The organism is Gracilibacillus kekensis (genome assembly GCF_900143085.1).
GTDB classification, from domain to species: Bacteria; Bacillota; Bacilli; order Bacillales; family Amphibacillaceae; genus Gracilibacillus; species Gracilibacillus kekensis.
Genome location: NZ_FRCZ01000001.1, coordinates 555,360 through 571,379, shown reverse-complemented (window position 1 = coordinate 571,379; position 16,020 = coordinate 555,360). Strand labels below are relative to the sequence as shown.

General features: G+C 36.0%; 18 protein-coding genes and 1 riboswitch. Of the genes, 13 read left to right on the top strand and 5 right to left on the bottom strand.

Annotated elements, in window-relative coordinates:
• Positions 1-12: 12 nt before the first annotated feature.
• The 3 genes from rfbC to rfbB are packed head-to-tail and all read left to right on the top strand — an operon-like array spanning position 13 to position 2,451.
• A complete protein-coding gene (gene rfbC / locus BUC25_RS02660; protein ID WP_073199382.1) occupies positions 13-576 on the top strand; it encodes a dTDP-4-dehydrorhamnose 3,5-epimerase in 564 nt (187 codons plus the stop codon).
• Complete coding sequence (gene rfbD, locus BUC25_RS02655; protein ID WP_073199380.1) at positions 577-1,431, top strand: dTDP-4-dehydrorhamnose reductase; 855 nt, start codon at positions 577-579, stop codon at positions 1,429-1,431.
• Positions 1,432-2,451, top strand: a complete 1,020-nt coding sequence (gene rfbB / locus BUC25_RS02650; protein ID WP_073199378.1) for a dTDP-glucose 4,6-dehydratase — start codon at positions 1,432-1,434, stop codon at positions 2,449-2,451.
• 368 nt (positions 2,452-2,819) lie between these two features.
• On the opposite strand, the gene BUC25_RS02645 is transcribed toward rfbB, so the two are convergent.
• Positions 2,820-3,044, bottom strand: coding sequence for a helix-turn-helix domain-containing protein (locus tag BUC25_RS02645; RefSeq protein WP_073199376.1), 225 nt, complete (start codon positions 3,042-3,044; stop codon positions 2,820-2,822).
• 210 nt (positions 3,045-3,254) lie between these two features.
• On the opposite strand from BUC25_RS02645, the gene BUC25_RS02640 reads away from it, so the two are divergent.
• Positions 3,255-3,425: an aspartyl-phosphate phosphatase Spo0E family protein gene (locus BUC25_RS02640; protein ID WP_073199374.1), complete on the top strand. Its 171-nt coding sequence runs from the start codon at positions 3,255-3,257 to the stop codon at positions 3,423-3,425.
• Positions 3,426-3,498: 73 nt separating this feature from the next.
• Here BUC25_RS02640 and BUC25_RS19100 read toward each other — a convergent pair whose 3' ends face one another.
• A complete protein-coding gene (locus BUC25_RS19100; RefSeq protein ID WP_170862628.1) occupies positions 3,499-3,639 on the bottom strand; it encodes a helix-turn-helix domain-containing protein in 141 nt (46 codons plus the stop codon).
• Positions 3,640-3,940: 301 nt separating this feature from the next.
• Here BUC25_RS19100 and BUC25_RS02630 point away from each other — a divergent pair, with 301 nt between their 5' ends.
• From BUC25_RS02630 to BUC25_RS02610, 6 genes are all read left to right on the top strand, one after another.
• Complete coding sequence (locus BUC25_RS02630; RefSeq protein WP_073199372.1) at positions 3,941-5,941, top strand: T7SS effector LXG polymorphic toxin; 2,001 nt, start codon at positions 3,941-3,943, stop codon at positions 5,939-5,941.
• A 10-nt stretch (positions 5,942-5,951) separates the two neighbouring features.
• A complete protein-coding gene (locus BUC25_RS02625; protein WP_073200466.1) occupies positions 5,952-6,383 on the top strand; it encodes a YrhA family protein in 432 nt (143 codons plus the stop codon).
• A gap of 47 nt (positions 6,384-6,430) precedes the next feature.
• The gene (locus tag BUC25_RS19255) at positions 6,431-6,811 is read left to right on the top strand and encodes a hypothetical protein (protein WP_170862612.1); all 381 of its coding nucleotides are present in this window, start codon (positions 6,431-6,433) and stop codon (positions 6,809-6,811) included.
• Complete coding sequence (locus BUC25_RS19820) at positions 6,726-6,956, top strand: replication protein (RefSeq protein WP_084543333.1); 231 nt, start codon at positions 6,726-6,728, stop codon at positions 6,954-6,956. The genes BUC25_RS19255 and BUC25_RS19820 overlap by 86 nt, the downstream gene beginning before the upstream one ends.
• Complete coding sequence (locus tag BUC25_RS02615; RefSeq protein ID WP_084543332.1) at positions 6,889-7,791, top strand: DnaD domain-containing protein; 903 nt, start codon at positions 6,889-6,891, stop codon at positions 7,789-7,791. The genes BUC25_RS19820 and BUC25_RS02615 overlap by 68 nt, the downstream gene beginning before the upstream one ends.
• 245 nt (positions 7,792-8,036) lie before the next feature.
• A complete protein-coding gene (locus tag BUC25_RS02610; protein ID WP_073199366.1) occupies positions 8,037-8,261 on the top strand; it encodes a hypothetical protein in 225 nt (74 codons plus the stop codon).
• A gap of 306 nt (positions 8,262-8,567) precedes the next feature.
• Here the strand turns inward: BUC25_RS02610 and BUC25_RS02605 are convergent, their stop codons facing one another.
• The 3 genes from BUC25_RS02605 to BUC25_RS02595 form a co-directional block, all read right to left on the bottom strand.
• A complete protein-coding gene (locus BUC25_RS02605) occupies positions 8,568-9,614 on the bottom strand; it encodes a Fic family protein (RefSeq protein WP_073199364.1) in 1,047 nt (348 codons plus the stop codon).
• Between the two features lie 477 nt (positions 9,615-10,091).
• Positions 10,092-11,393, bottom strand: a complete 1,302-nt coding sequence (locus BUC25_RS02600) for a Na+/H+ antiporter NhaC family protein (RefSeq protein ID WP_073199362.1) — start codon at positions 11,391-11,393, stop codon at positions 10,092-10,094.
• A gap of 18 nt (positions 11,394-11,411) precedes the next feature.
• Positions 11,412-12,176, bottom strand: coding sequence for an SDR family NAD(P)-dependent oxidoreductase (locus BUC25_RS02595; protein WP_073199361.1), 765 nt, complete (start codon positions 12,174-12,176; stop codon positions 11,412-11,414).
• Positions 12,177-12,247: 71 nt separating this feature from the next.
• A riboswitch (SAM riboswitch) is annotated at positions 12,248-12,349 on the bottom strand.
• Positions 12,350-12,552: 203 nt separating this feature from the next.
• On the opposite strand from BUC25_RS02595, the gene BUC25_RS02590 reads away from it, so the two are divergent.
• The 3 genes from BUC25_RS02590 to BUC25_RS02580 are packed head-to-tail and all read left to right on the top strand — an operon-like array spanning position 12,553 to position 15,500.
• Entirely contained in the window at positions 12,553-13,569 is a 1,017-nt protein-coding gene (locus BUC25_RS02590; RefSeq protein WP_073199359.1) for an SDR family NAD(P)-dependent oxidoreductase, read from the top strand.
• A 21-nt stretch (positions 13,570-13,590) separates the two neighbouring features.
• The gene (locus BUC25_RS02585; RefSeq protein ID WP_073199358.1) at positions 13,591-14,334 is read left to right on the top strand and encodes a nucleotidyltransferase family protein; all 744 of its coding nucleotides are present in this window, start codon (positions 13,591-13,593) and stop codon (positions 14,332-14,334) included.
• On the top strand, positions 14,334-15,500 hold the full coding sequence (locus BUC25_RS02580; protein ID WP_073199356.1) for a nucleotide sugar dehydrogenase: 1,167 nt from the start codon (positions 14,334-14,336) through the stop codon (positions 15,498-15,500). The genes BUC25_RS02585 and BUC25_RS02580 overlap by 1 nt, the downstream gene beginning before the upstream one ends.
• Positions 15,501-16,020 lie beyond the last annotated feature (520 nt).

Here is a 16,020-nt window from a genome sequence, read left to right as displayed (position 1 = left end):
CGGGAGGTTACTATGAAAATTACAGAAACAGAATTATCAGGTGTTTACTTAATTGAACCGAAAGTATTTGGAGATCATCGTGGCTGGTTTATGGAAAGCTTTAAGAAAGCTAATTTTGAAGAAGCTGGACTAGACATTCAATTTATACAAGATAATCATTCTTTTTCAGCAACTAAAGGTACACTTAGAGGATTACACTATCAATCAAATCCAAAAGCACAAACAAAGCTTGTTAGATGTACAAAGGGTGCAATTTTTGATGTAGCAATTGATATTAGAAAAGATAGCGAAAACTATGGCAAATGGTATGGTGTTGAGTTAACTGAAGAAAATAAGAAACAATTATTAGTACCCAAAGGATTCGCACATGCATTTATGACATTGACTGAGAATGTCGAAGTGGAATATAAAGTAGATGAAGTATATTCACCTGAAAATGATAGAGGAATTCTTTGGAATGATCCTGATATTGGAATTGAATGGCCACTAGATGTAGAACCTATTTTATCTGATAAAGACAAAAATGCTCCAACGTTGAAAGAAGCTGATAATAACTTTTCAGTGGAGGATAACTAAATGAAGATCCTAGTTACCGGTTATAATGGACAATTAGGGTATGATGTTGTAAGAGAAGGTGTTAAAAGGAACTTGGATATAATAGGTGTAACCAGGAATGATTTTGATATTACGGATGGGGCTGCAGTAGAACATTACATAAAACAAGAAAATCCTGAAGTTATTATACATTGTGCAGCATATACTGCTGTAGATAAAGCAGAAGATGAACAGGAAACTTGTTGGGAAGTAAATGTAGAAGGAACTAAAAATGTAGCAAGAGCTGCAAAAGTTATTGGAGCAAAGTTCGTATATATTAGTACAGATTATGTTTTTGATGGTGAAGGTGAAACACCATTTGGTGAATCAGATCCAGTGAATCCAATTGGATACTATGGAGAAACGAAATACAATGGAGAACGAATTGTACAAGAATTATTGGATAATTATTTCATTGTGAGAATCTCATGGGTGTTTGGTATAAATGGTAACAACTTCATTAAAACGATGCTTCGTTTAGCAGAGGATAGAGATGAATTAAATGTTGTTTCCGATCAATTTGGCTCACCTACCTACACATTTGATTTGGCAAAATTGTTACTTGATATGGTCGGTACTGATAAATATGGTATTTATCATGCTTCAAATGAAGGTTTTTGCAATTGGGCGCAGTTTGCTGAAGAAATATTTGATCAAGCTAATAAAAATGTTAAAGTTAATGCTATCACAACAGAAGAATTTCCGACAAAAGCAAAAAGACCAAAAAATTCACGAATGTCTAAGGACAAATTGCAAAAATCGGGTTTTGCACGTTTACCTAATTGGAAAACTGCATTATCGCATTATTTGAACGAATTAGAGATGGAGGGAAACTAATTGTCTCGAAAAAAAATACTAGTAACAGGTGGCGCAGGTTTTATTGGTGGCAACTTTGTTCAGTATATGGTTGATAAATATTCGGAATATGATATATATAATTTAGATTTGTTGACATACGCAGGTGATCTCACAAAGCATAAATCTATTGAAGAAAAGAGTAATTATCATTTTGTAAAAAAAGATATCGCTGACCGTGATGCAATTATTAATCTGTTTAAAGAGGAACAATTTAATTACGTTGTACATTTTGCAGCTGAGAGCCATGTGGATCGTTCTATCACAGATCCAGGCATATTCATACACACTAATGTAGTCGGTACACAAGTATTACTTGACGCATCAAGAGAGATAAACATAGACAAATTTGTGCATGTGTCTACAGATGAAGTATATGGTGAACTTGAATTCGACCCTACAACTTTTTTTACTGAGGATACACCGTTACAGCCTAATAGTCCGTATAGTGCAAGTAAAGCATCATCAGATTTTCTAGTTCGTGCCTATCATGAAACATATAATTTACCAATCAATATTACACGTTGTTCAAACAACTATGGACCATTTCATTTTCCAGAAAAGCTTATTCCGCTAACCATTTCTCGAGTATTGAATGATGAAAAGGTACCTGTGTATGGAGATGGTAAGAATATTCGCGATTGGCTACATGTCACAGATCATTGTTCTGCTATTGATTTAGTATTGCACAAAGGCCAGAATGGTGAAGTTTATAATGTTGGTGGACACAACGAAAAAACAAATTTAGATGTAGTAAAAACAATTATTGAAACACTTGGAAAATCAGAGGACTTAATTGAATTTGTTAATGATCGGCTTGGTCATGATAAAAGATATGCTATAGACCCAACAAAACTAGAGGAGTTAGGATGGAAACCAACTTATAATTTTGATTCTGGAATCAAACAAACGATAGATTGGTACTTGGATAATAAGGATTGGTGGGAACAAATTATAAGTGGTGAATATAGAGATTATTTTAATAAACAATATAAAATGTAAGTATGAATATCTGATTTTTTGCATTTGAATTATTAACGGTTATTAAGAGCATTAGGATCAGCAACCTTGCAAATACAAATGTATACTTAAGATAGACAGTTATAATTTTAAATGTGTTTATTTGGCGGGTTATATATTTTTTGCCTAAAGCAATGCGTGTGTGTATTTGTTACGAAACAATGGTACATGCGCTTTGTATTTTAAGAGTAATGTGAAATGTTGAGCATTTGTGTAAACCTAACTTTTAATTGAAGGATAAAATGAACTAGCAATTTGATAAGATTCGTTTATAATCAAGGTTTGATTCGAAATAACAGTGTTTTTATTTGCAAGAGTTTTCATGTATAAATGTAGACGGTGAATACTAATTAATCATTCTCTTCCGTTTTAAAATCAATTATCTGGCGAATATCATGAATATCAAGTGCTTCAGCAATCTTTTCAATATGTTGAAAATTAATATTTTGTCGCTTATGATTGGATAATTCACTCAATGTAGCATGTCGGATATCTGTTCTTCGTGAAAGTTCCCTTAATGAAATATTATAGTTTTTTAAGATGCTTTTTATGTTTACAACTACTATTTTTCGCATAGTTCACCTTTATCTATGATAATTTATTGACTTCCTATAGAATTTACCATAATATAAAAACGTAAGTGGTACTCTATTTAGTACCATCAAATATAGTTATGTACCAAAGTTTGTTTTGTAATTCCCTCTTTAACTATTATTTAGGGAATGAGCTATATGTTTTTATAATGCTTTTCTATTCATAAAGATGCTTGTGAAGGAGTTAAGGTTATGCACAAAACACAAAGGAATACTGAATATTTGCAAGATCGCATAGAAATTTTAAGAGAGGAATTAATAAAAATCGGATTACGAGATGGACTAACTGCACCCTCTACAGTAAGACTTAGTGAATTATTAGATAAAGAAATAAAAGTGTATCAGAGAAAAATCCTGAAATAGAAGCAATTATTAAAAAGTTAATATCTTATTTGCAAATAAATTTAACTATTTTTTTCTCAGTCTAAAGAGCAGTTTAACACCTTCGCAATTCTTCTACGGTAATAAAGGAGATATGCGGATATTTGCCACGCTCGATTTTACTGTAATGCTCTGGATCTAATCCTGCTTCTGCGCCAACATAATGCTGCGTCCACTTCGGATCTTGCTCCTGCAATTCCTCACGACACTGTCTAATACTCTGCCCAAGTATTCTCCTGTTAATTTCTGTGTTTTTTTCACAATATTACTCCTCAAAACCCTTCCCATCTATTAATAAAAACCAGAAGTCTCTGAATACTGGGGTACCACGTATTGAAAGTAGGAGGGTAGGATGGTTTTGAATATTTCTATTTTCCACTTCGTATAATTGGGAAGAGGATGACTTATAAAATGAGAGTATTATCCTATACAAGGTAAAACACTTCATATGTTAAAATATGTAATGGATGATATTTCCTTTACAAGTGGGGTGTAAGATGTCGAATCAAAGGGTGCATATCGAAGAAGTAAGTAACTTTTACCAGGAAGTGAGAAGACAAACAGCTTCTATTACGGCAGTATTACAAAATGTGCAAGACAATATCGATCAGCTGATACATATGGAGCGATTTCAAGGAGAAGCAGCTGATGCGGCAATAATCTATTTCGAGGAATTACACCAGACATTGTTGCAGGCCTTCACAGGCGTGTTTGAACAATTAGAAACTAACATAACAAGGCATCTTCAAGAGTTTGATAGTGAAGTAGATGGAAGTAGTCAGGCCATTATCCACACTGCTTACCTAGACTCAGAAGAAGAGGATATACAGGATACCTATAGACAGTTGGAAGATGTCCAAAGGGATGTAAAGCGGATAATAGGAAGCGTTTCTGATCTGACAACTGCCCATCCACCACCAACTTCCAACGTGGCGGATAAGAAAGAAGAAAGTACGCGAGTGATGCGTAAACTGTCACGTAAAGTGGAGGCATATTCCCAATCCTTCAGCAGGGACAATTTACAAATGGAGAGCGCTTTACAAGAAATTAAATCACTGATGGGGAAAGTGACCAACAATGCTGGCAAAAAGGAGATGGACAATAGCATTCAAGCACAATTACCTTTTATAAAATCACTGGTCGCGGAAGCAAAAGAACAATCGGCCTTTAGCCGTATGCTGTGGAGTCAGGAAGACAGGGACAGGCAAACGATTCTAGCTTTGCGGAATCAACGGAATGATAGAGAAACCATAGGATTGCAGAAATACGTTGAGACAACGGTTGCCCAGAGGCAATTAGCGGAACGAATCCAGTACTTTTTCCAAGCCCACCTTCAACAGAATTTTCTGCATGCCAATCGTTGGTGGCGACAGACTGTTACAAACCAAGTAGACGTAACAAAGAAATACTTGTTAAATGCTGGGTCAGTTTCTTACGACTATCTAATGAATCTAGGTAGGATGGAGCGAACATTTTACAATGATGTTATTGCCGGACCTGCCGAAAAGTCATGGGAGAGTTTCAAGACAATCGGAAATTCAGCGGTGGATTCTGTATCCAATTCCCTTACAGAACTGAATGAAAAAAAGTGGGATTCTTTTTATGATTTTGCTAATTATCTAACCATTGGTATACCAGATGCAGTAATAGGTTTTGGGGAAGGTTTGGATCAACGCCGGGAAGCATTTCAAAATGATCCTACTACCTCTAACTTCTTTAATTATGCTACGATGGGGACAAGTGATATGGCAGTCAATGCCGTCAACCCCGAAGAAGCCTTTTCACCAGAACATTGGTTAAATAGCTTCGGAACAGCAACTGTCCTGTTTACCGGTGGTGCCAGTTCAACCTCAAGCCATCTTGTAACGAAAACGAACTTTTCTATTCCAAAACCGCCTGTGACCGTTCCAAAAGTAACTGAGCCGTGGACATTCAATAATGCGTTAGAATGGTTGAAGGATCCATTTCCTGAAGTCTACATTGTACAGGATTCGTTTGGTGGGAATCAGTTTGTGTTTTCGTGGCGTGGTAGTGGGAGAGAAGGGTACGGTTCTGAACACAAAGGTAAATTAAAGGGAAAAGAAGTTTTATTAAAAGACATTAAGGAAAAAGAAATCACTTATACTAAACGAGATCGACAAGAATTTAAACAACTAAGAAATAGATTTAACAGTTCTGTGCGAAAATCTTTTCTACAAATTTTGTCGATGGATGAGAAGAATAGCAAGCAATTGATCGAAGCCGGTTTAACAAAGACAGATATGGAAAATTTAAAGAAAGGTTTTGTTCCAGACGGGTATCAGGTTCATCATAAACTCCCCTTAGATGATGGTGGTACAAACGACTTTGAAAATTTAATATTAATTAAAAATGATCCATATCACAAAGTTCTAACAAATTCACAGAAGAATTTAACTAAGGGTTTAAAAGTTGGAGAATCAATTGAAGTAAATTGGCCACTTCCTGATGGATTTATATATCCTACTTATAAAAAATAGAGGTGAAGATATGATTCTGGATTTATTACTTGAAATTGAAAAAATAAAAAATAGAGATGGAAAATCAATTATGTATCCGGCGAGTGTTGAAAATCTTCAAACTGTTAAAGAATGGATAACAAGAAATATAAATAATAATATAGCAATGAGAGAATACGAGGATTTATTGACAAAAGTAAATGGGTTAGATTTTAATGGGCTTGTTATCTATAATGCGAATCCTGCTGATGAAAATAATGGCTTTATTGGTGCTAACGAAATTTGGCAAGAAAATGAGTGGGAAAACAATTATTTATTTTTTGGAGATTCAAATATTTCATGGTATTGCTTAGATATAGATAATAATAAATTCCTTGAATTAGATAAGCCGAGTGGAGATATCGTGGAGGAATATGAGAGTTTTGATGAAATGATGAATGAAGCTTTGAAGAGTGTTTTATAAATAAATGAAATCCTAATTAGCACTTGCTGGATTAGGTGTTAGAAAGTGTGAAAGGAAATAGATGGCTACAACTGAAGAGATTAAAAGGACGTTGCTACTATGTGGCAACGTTTTTGTTAAGGCATTGGAAAGAAAAAAGTAGCCGAATGATATGTAATCTGTTACATAAAGTGGAGGTTTATTCCCAATCCTTCAGTAGAGATAACCCAAAAATGGAGAACGACTTCTTTAATTATGCTACGATGGGGACAAGTGATATAGCAGTCAATGCCGTCAACCCTGATGGAGCTTTTTCGCAGCACTGGTTGAAAAGCTTCGGACCAACAAGAATCCTGTTTATCGGTGATTTATCACCCATTCAAAAAAGGAGAGTGGATCCCTTTGGCAAATCCTCAAGTGGAGAATGGCTACATACGCATTGCGAATGACCTTTGGAATGAAGTATTACGGCGTGATTTTACGAAAAGGCAAATGAATCTGATTTTACTTATTTGGCGACTATCCTATGGTACAGGTAAAAAAAAGTTGCAGAGTACCGAATCTGATTGCATTCGAACAGGTAGGTATGTATAAGCAAGATATTAAGAAAGAATTACTTTTTCTCAAACAGTGTGCCGTTTTGGATTGGCATGAAAGCTTAATGGATTTTCAGATTAATAAACAGTATCACCTATGGCAAGTTACGCCAAACAAACAGTGGGATCAGGAGAAATTTGATCGGCTAATACATGAAAATCTGAAACGGAATAAAGTGAGTGAGAAAAAACAGGCAGTTAACGTAAGTAAATCACTTACAACTTCCAATCAACCAGTTCGTAAAACACGAACCCTTAAGTTAGTGAAACACTTACCAACAATCGATGAAAAGCCAGTGATGTTCGAGGATGCAGCTTTCGTAAAGAAAGGTATAAAGACAGAAAAGCCTAGAGACATAAAAGAATATAATAATAGTCAACGTGATCATCGTTTTCGTGAGATAATCAATTTTTACAGAAATAATTTACAAAAAGGGGTCACCGAATCGCCCTTTAATTACGAATTGCTCACACAATGGTACAAAGAATTCGGTTATGATCTATTACTGGAAGCGATGAAGATTGCAGCAAATAGAGAAGCAAAAGGGGTGAGATACATTGAAGGCGTATTGAAAAATTGGCAGCAGGCAAATGTCAAAACCGTTGAAGACCTCAAGGTACTTGAAAAACAAACCCAGTCAAAGGAAAAGACTGTCTTTTCTAAGAAAGGAAAATCTACTACGCGAAAGGATATTGTGCCGGCGTGGTATCGTCAACACAAAAAAGAACGCACGCCAATCGCCAGACGGGAATCAGAAGATCAAAAACAGAAAAAAGCAGGAGAGATTGACCAGATGTTACAGGAGTATTTGTTGCACGGGCAGACACCATAAAAAGACAAGTGATCATATGAAGATGACAGTTTGTGGATGTAAAGAGATGTATTTGGATGGATTTTGAATTGGTATGAAATATGAGTCAAATGATTTTCAATTTTTCCACCAAATCGAGAGTTGCCTCACCATAGCTGTGAAAAATGTGAAAATTAGCAAATGACGTGCTTAGCAGTTTATAGTAAAATAAATATAACAACTAATGAAATGTTAACCGCTCATTTATAATGAAAAGGAGAGGTATAATGGAAAAGGATGAAGTAAATAGGATACTTCAAGCCATTAGAGAATTATCAGAAAAAGTAGATCAAAATCGAAGCTCGATTCAGAAATTATCAGAAAAAACAGATCAAAATCATGTTAAATTAACAAAACGCATGGATAATAGGCAAGATAAGATGGACTATATTCAACATAAATTAACAGAGCATGATGAGGAAATTTATAAATTAAAACGAAAAGCACAATGAAATAAATATTTGATCCCTTGAAGATACAATTGTTCACTTACGTGGACCATTGATTAGGTAAGGGTTATTTTTTTGGGTTTTAATGTGAAGTGATGAGCATAATAGAACTGGTGTACAGGGAACTGTCGCGATCTTCGACGGCGCATAGCTAACTCTTAGCAAACAAATAACGAACAACTACATATGAATTGTTGTGAAAAGAGTTGTGTTGTTGTTCAGTCATTGAGCAAAAGCAAACCTCGGAGGAAAACTTCCATCCGGGGTTAGACTTGCTCATCATAATTTGTTGAAGTCAAGACGAAATCTTTATCGCATCTTTTTCCACTTAGCGCTCCTACCTAATCCAGTTGGCTCTATAAGCCCATTGTCTTTTAGTTCATTAAGCACACGATTTATAGTCGATTCACTTACATCAGGACACGATTTACGAATGTCTTCCTTTGTAAAGAAACCAAGCTTATTTTCAATGTACTTCTTGATCCTGGCAGCTTTATTTCCTTTTCCTGTTTGCACTAATCCTACTCTAAACTCCAACTCTTTGTAAGCAGCAACAAATGTACTTAGTATATAATTGATCCAAGGAAAAATGTCATTTTTATTTTCATGCCATCCTTGCGAAGATTGATGCAACGTATCGTAATATCCTTCTTTTGTATTTTCAATTATCTTTTCTAAACTAATGTACCTGCCAACCTCGAAGTTAAACTTATATAGGAGCAGTAAGGTTAAAATTCTTGCCATTCTACCGTTGCCGTCATTAAATGGATGTATCGATAAAAAGTCTAAGATAAATACACTGATTAAAACAAGTGGTTCCACATCCTCTTTGCTCATTCTCTCGTTTAGTTCATTACAGAGTGCCTCCATAGCATCTGGTGTTTCAAATGAAGAAACAGGAACAAAGCGAATGAATTTCTCTCCACTTGGCAATGTTTCGCTAATTACATTATCAACATTTTTCCATTTCCCGCCTTCAGCTGCAATGTAATGATAAAGTTGCTTGTGTAGTTGTAAGATCACATTGTTGTTGATAGGGATTGCCTCATATGACGCATGGACAAGATTTAAGACATCCCTATATCCTGCTATTTCCCCTTCTGAACGGTCAAACGGATCGACTGTATTATCCATTATTCCTTTCAAACGTTTATCTGTAATAATAATTCCTTCAATAGCATTTGATGCTTTCGTCGATTGAATAATTGCTACGTCTTTAAGGGTATTTAGGATTTGCGGTGCTTGTTTCATATATAAATCTTGTTTACCTTTATACTCGTTGATTTTTGAAATCAAACTTACTGTTTCCATTGGTAACATTAGATTCTTTAGGGAGCTATAATCGAACTTTCTCATTTACTTTCCTCCATCGAATTTCTTTATATATAGGATATTAAGTTTACTTAATGCAATGAAGAATACTTTTAAACTTAGATAAACATATTCATATTGTTGCCTAATGAATATGTTTTTATTAATTAGTGTATTTTTGATACCCTTTGAGCCATTATTTTTGTACTTACCAGTAATTTTGAGAATAAACATGTTCATTTTAATCAATAATGAATATGTTTATGGTGTTGATTATATTATTAAACATAGTCATTTGCAATGTATTTGATCTAGATTACCTGTAAAGAAAGACAATTGTTTATAAAATGGAGGACGAAAGTTATCAATATCACTATTTCAGAAAATTAGTAAAATAGATTAGGATGTAAAGGGGAAGGTTATGCTCGAAATTGAGGGTTCTTTTTATTTTATAAAACAGTGCTTCACGGGAGTAAAGCATATTCCCGTGAAGCGATCAGATTTTAGTCATTGTGTATGAGATTACGTCGTTTTACTGTTTTTAAACTGAGGAAATCCAATCAGTATTGCAATAACCCCACAAATCCCAAGTAATACCGGATAGAATGAATACGGCATTATCGCTAAAGGTGATATCGAAGCAAGTCCAGCTACTGCAAGCATTTGACCACCATAGGGTACGATCCCTTGCCAGCAAGCAGCGAAAATATCAAGAATACTAGCCGATTTTCTCGGATCTACGTCGTATTCATTCGCAATATTTTTAGCCAATGGACCGGTCATAATGATCGAGATTGTATTGTTTGCGGTACTGATATCTGCGACACTGACCAGCCCTGCTATCCCGAATTCTGCACCTTTTTTGGATTTAATTCGATTTTTCACAAATTGTAAAAGGTATTCAATACCACCATTGTGTTGGATCATACCAACGATACCACCGATAAACAAGGCGACAATGGCGATATCCTCCATGTTAATAATTCCTTGTGAAATAGCTTGAATAAAGGTTGTACCAGTATAAGAGCCGTCGATTAAACCAATCACCCCAGCAAAAATCGTTCCACCAATTAATACAATCATCACATTTACACCTAAAATGGCTACGATCAGCACAATGAGATAGGGTAGAACTTTAACAAAATCGTACGAATAGTCACCGAGATCGTTGACATGGTTTCCAGCTGTGATCACCCAAAGGATAATTGCGGTGATTATTGCACCAGGAATGACGATAAAAAAGTTGGTTTTGAATTTGTCGCTCATCGATGTGTTTTGCGTTCGAGCGGAAGCAATTGTTGTATCTGAAATCATTGATAAATTATCGCCGAACATTGCTCCTCCAATAACGGTAGCCATTGCTAATGCCATTGGAATATCGGTTTGCTCGGCAATGCCGATGCCGATTGGTGCAAGTGCGACCACTGTTCCCATTGAAGTTCCCATGGTAATCGAGATAAAACAACCAATTATAAATAATCCTACCATTAATAGATTGGCTGGCAGCAGTGAAAGGCCAAGATTTACGGTGGCATCCACCGCTCCCATTCCACGGGCAACTTCTGAGAAAGCACCGGCCAGAACAAAGATAATGACCATTAAAATAATATTTTCATGTCCAGCGCCTTTGGTGAAGATTTCAATTTTTTTAGATAATTTTCCTCGATGGTTCATTGCAATTGCCACCGCAGATGCTATGATAACTGCCACATTCAGCGGCATATTAGAGAAGTCCTGTGTTATGACTCCTGTTCCGATAAATAGTAATATAAATATAAGTAATGGTAATAATGCGAAAATATTACCTTTTGACTGTTGTGTCACTTTTACCCCTCCTGAAATTTAGTGCATGGTCATGCCGCCTGTCACATTGATTGCCTGACCTGTCATGTAATTTGCAAATTTGGATGCAAGAAAAATGACGACATAGGCTATATCTTCTGGTGTTCCTGTTCTGCCAAGCGGTACCTGTGAAAAGTCCTCTTCCTTAATCGCCTGTGCATCCAAGTTTCGTAGCTTGCCACCGATTTCTCGTTCTCGATGTTTCATACTTGTTTCAACAATTCCCGGACAAACCGCATTCACATTTATTTGGTCACTGGCAAGTTCTAATGCCATTACTTTGGTCAAACCAACAACTGCATGTTTGGACGCTACATAAGATCCCATGAAGCGGTAACCATTTTTACCAGCTTGTGAAGCGATGTTGATAATTTTTCCGCCATTACCTTGCTGTTGCATCTTTTTTGCGATAGCCTGACTGCAAAGCTGGACCCCTTTTGCGTTCACGTCCATGGTTTTGTCCCAATCCTCTTCACGAATATCTACAAAAGAATCCATTGTTGAAATCCCGGCATTGTTGACCAAGATATCAATCCGGCCAAAGTGTGAGATCACCTGGTCTACCATATGATCAATATCCTTTTTTTGAGAAACATCCGCTTGAATGTAAAATAGATCGTTATTCTCTTGTTGCGGATATTGGTTTAGGTCGATAACAGCAACTTTCGCATTTGAAGATCGTAAAGCTTCAACAATCGCCTTACCAATTCCGTTGGCACCACCAGTTACTACCGCAACTTTTCCAGTAAGATCCATCGTAAACATTTAAAAACCTCCTTTTGAAACAATGAAGACCCCTTCTACATAAGAAGAGGTCGATAAGTCAATATAGTCTCCTCTTATCTTCTGCTAATGCTACTGGAATTGGCACAATACTTTTTTAAAAAGCTGTTGCCGAGATTTCACAGGGCCAGTCCCTCCATCTCTCTGGATAAGAATCGTATTTAATTGTCAGTAACTATTAATTTACAACCAAATGTTTTTAAAGTCAAGTAAGTAGGTCGGAATAAGGGGGATTGCAACGAATTAATGCAAATTTGTCTATATATTATGCAAAACTGGATGTTGGCTTTCATTGTGTATGCTATAATATGGATGGTATCTCTAGATAATAAAAGGTTTAGAAAAGAGGACTTGTGATTTGAATAATCCGAATAAATCCGTCTATTTAGTAACTGGAGCAGCAGGTTTTATTGGCTATCATCTATCTAAACGGTTATTAGAGCAAGGGGCAAAAGTTGTTGGAGTAGATAATCTTAACGATTACTATGATGTGACATTAAAAGAGACGCGATTAAGCAGTTTGCAAATACATAATAACTTTACATTTATTCAAGCAGATATTTCTGATAAAAGAAAAGTAGAATCCATTTTTGTAGAGTATAGACCACATGTGGTAGTAAACTTGGCAGCTCAAGCGGGAGTTCGTTACTCCATTGAAAACCCTGATGTCTATATGCAAAGTAATGTGATAGGTTTCTACAACATATTAGAAGCGTGTCGTCATTATCCTGTTGATCATTTAATTTATGCCTCGTCTAGTTCTGTATATGGTGCGAACAAGAAAGTACCATTTGAAGAAACAGATTCCGTTGATCAGCAAATCTCTTTGTATGCAGCAACTAAAAAATCAAATGAATTAACCGCCTATACGTATAGTCATCTTTATGGAATTCCAACGACAGGTTTACGCTTTTTTACGGTATATGGACCATGGGGCAGGCCTGATATGTCTTATTATATTTTTGCGAATAAATACTTCGCTGGTGAACCAATTAAAATATATAATAATGGTGATTTTGAACATGATTTATATCGCGATTTTATCTATATTGATGATTTAATAGAGGGTATTGTCAGGGTAATACCTAGAATTCCAAATAGTAGGGTACCACATGACTTATTTAATATTGGCAATAATAATCCACAGAAATTAATGGAATTCATTACAATGTTAGAAAAAGCGTTGAGTAATACATTGGGAAGAGATGTCGAATTTTTGAAAGAATATGAACCAGTTAAACCTGGAGACCTGCCTGAAACGTATGCATCGACAGAACGACTACATAAGGAAGTTGGTTTTAAACCCGAAAAATCAATAGAAGAGGGTTTACAGCATTTTGCTGATTGGTATGTCGAATACCATAACCTGAGGTAGAAAAATGGTGGAGGGAAGCAGATGAAATGTATCATTCTCGCGGCAGGCTATGCCACAAGGCTGTACCCATTAACGAAAAACAAGGCTAAAGCCCTATTGGAAGTGGCAGGTAAGCCGATCTTAAATTATATCATCGAAAAGGTGGAAAAAGTAGCAGAAATTGACGAAGTGTTTATTGTTACCAATGAGAGATTCACATCGAGCTTTGAAGAATGGGCAAATGATTATGGTGGAGCCAAACAGATCATGGTAATTAATGATCGTACCACCTCTAATGACAATCGTTTAGGTGCTATTGCTGATATTGAATATGTGATCGAGCAGCAAAAAATAGACGAGGATATCATGGTATTGGCAGGAGATAACTTGTTTGAGTTTGAGCTTACTGAATTTGTTGAGTTCTTTGAGGAAGTGCAAGCAGATAGTATCACGACCCATGAATTAGATGAGATCGAGGAAATGAAAAGAACGGGAATTGTCGAGGTGAATTCAGAAGGTGTGGTTACTTCTTTTGAAGAGAAGCCAGAAGAGCCAAAATCGAATTTAGCAGGCCCTCCTTTTTATATATACCAAAAAGCGACGTTGCCGTTGATTTCACAGTATTTGAGGGAAGGAAACAACCCAGATGCACCGGGTAATTTTATCCCTTGGTTGATTCAGCACAAGCAAGTATACGCTTTTCAATTTGAAGGGTTACGGTATGATATAGGTACAATTGAAAGTTATCACAAAGTGCAGGATTTATTTAAGGAGGAAAAGAGTTAATGAAAATAGCAGTAGCGGGGACAGGCTATGTTGGTTTATCAAATGCAGTTCTATTAGCACAACATAATGAAGTAGTTGCATTAGATATTATCGAAGAGAAAGTAGAAATGATTAACAATAAGAAATCACCGATTATTGATAAGGAGATTCAGACCTTTTTTGAAACTAAGGATTTAAATTTAATTGCCACAACAGATGTAGAGAAAGGTTACCGAGATACTGATTTTGTGATTATTTCCACACCAACCAACTATGACCCTGATAAAAATTATTTTGACACAAGCACTGTGGAGAAGGTTATTGAAACAGTACTGGATATTAATCCGAATGCCGTGATGGTGATTAAGTCAACAATTCCGGTTGGTTATACGCTGGAATTGCGTGAAAAATATAATACGGATAATATCATTTTCTCACCAGAATTCTTGCGTGAGGGTCAAGCTTTGTATGATAACCTGTATCCTTCACGAATTGTAGTTGGTGAACGGTCAGAGCGGGCGAAAGTGTTTGCTGGATTGTTGGCTGAAGGTGCTATTAAAGAAGATATCGAGATCCTTTTTACCGATTCAACAGAAGCTGAGGCGATCAAATTATTTGCCAATACCTACCTTGCGATGCGGGTTGCCTTTTTCAATGAATTGGATTCGTACAGCGAGGTCCGTGGCTTAAATGCCAAGCAAATTATCGAAGGTGTCGGATTGGATCCACGAATTGGTACCCACTATAATAACCCCTCGTTTGGCTATGGTGGTTATTGTTTACCAAAAGATACAAAGCAATTGCTGGCAAACTATGAGGATGTACCAAATAATATTATGGCAGCAATCGTGGATGCAAATCGTACGCGTAAGGATCATATTGCAAATTCGATACTCGCCAAGAATCCAGACGTTGTCGGTATCTATCGCTTAACGATGAAAACCGATTCGGATAACTTCAGACAATCGGCAATCCAAGGTGTTATGAAACGAATCAAAGCAAAAGGTGTAGAAATCGTTGTCTATGAACCAGCAATGAAAGAAGAAGAATTCTATGGTTCACGAGTAGTCAAAGACTTTGATGAATTTAAAGAAGTAGCAGATGTGATTGTGGCTAATCGATTGACGGATGATATTAAGGATGTACGGGATAAGGTTTATACACGAGATTTGTTTAGTCGGGATTAAGTGGGAAGGAGATGCGTTCTCCTTCTTTTTTTTGGGTTGTAGTTGGGGATTGATGGTAATTCGCGTCAAGCGGAGGGCAATTCCCATGACATTAATGTAAGCAACAAACAAGTGAGAATATAAAAATCATTAAAACAGCATCGTCAGTAACAAAGAAGATAAGTAGGGGGATTAACGGGATAGACTTCAACGGATGAAACTCTCTCTTTATAATTTCATTATTTTTTAATTTGATTTTCATGGTAAGATTTACTTAGGGTATTCTAACGAAAAAAGTAATGGTTGTTTTTGGCGCAGGACCTAAAACGATAAAGTATATCTATTGGTAAACAAAGTAGAAATTCGAAAAAAACATCCAAGCAGATTCGAGTGTTAGAAATAAGGTAAGTAAAAAAATAGGCACTAATCTATAAATTTCTCCCGGGATAGTGTGAGTCGGAGATTTCAGAAAATGTATCCATTTTGGTTATTGTCCTAGTCAAATGATTAAAATTCTAATAAAATAATAAATATAATAACA

Excerpts from the sequence above, each read along its gene's own strand:
- rfbC (WP_073199382.1), top strand. The coding sequence starts at position 13 with ATGAAAATTACAGAAACAGAATTATCAGGTGTTTACTTAATTGAACCG.
- rfbD (WP_073199380.1), top strand. The coding sequence starts at position 577 with ATGAAGATCCTAGTTACCGGTTATAATGGACAATTAGGGTATGATGTT.
- BUC25_RS02645 (WP_073199376.1), bottom strand. The coding sequence starts at position 3,044 with ATGCGAAAAATAGTAGTTGTAAACATAAAAAGCATCTTAAAAAACTAT.
- BUC25_RS02640 (WP_073199374.1), top strand. The coding sequence starts at position 3,255 with ATGCACAAAACACAAAGGAATACTGAATATTTGCAAGATCGCATAGAA.
- BUC25_RS02630 (WP_073199372.1), top strand. The coding sequence starts at position 3,941 with ATGTCGAATCAAAGGGTGCATATCGAAGAAGTAAGTAACTTTTACCAG.
- BUC25_RS02625 (WP_073200466.1), top strand. The coding sequence starts at position 5,952 with ATGATTCTGGATTTATTACTTGAAATTGAAAAAATAAAAAATAGAGAT.
- BUC25_RS02615 (WP_084543332.1), top strand. The coding sequence starts at position 6,889 with ATGGTACAGGTAAAAAAAAGTTGCAGAGTACCGAATCTGATTGCATTC.
- BUC25_RS02610 (WP_073199366.1), top strand. The coding sequence starts at position 8,037 with ATGGAAAAGGATGAAGTAAATAGGATACTTCAAGCCATTAGAGAATTA.
- BUC25_RS02605 (WP_073199364.1), bottom strand. The coding sequence starts at position 9,614 with ATGAGAAAGTTCGATTATAGCTCCCTAAAGAATCTAATGTTACCAATG.
- BUC25_RS02595 (WP_073199361.1), bottom strand. The coding sequence starts at position 12,176 with ATGTTTACGATGGATCTTACTGGAAAAGTTGCGGTAGTAACTGGTGGT.
- BUC25_RS02585 (WP_073199358.1), top strand. The coding sequence starts at position 13,591 with ATGAAATGTATCATTCTCGCGGCAGGCTATGCCACAAGGCTGTACCCA.
- BUC25_RS02580 (WP_073199356.1), top strand. The coding sequence starts at position 14,334 with ATGAAAATAGCAGTAGCGGGGACAGGCTATGTTGGTTTATCAAATGCA.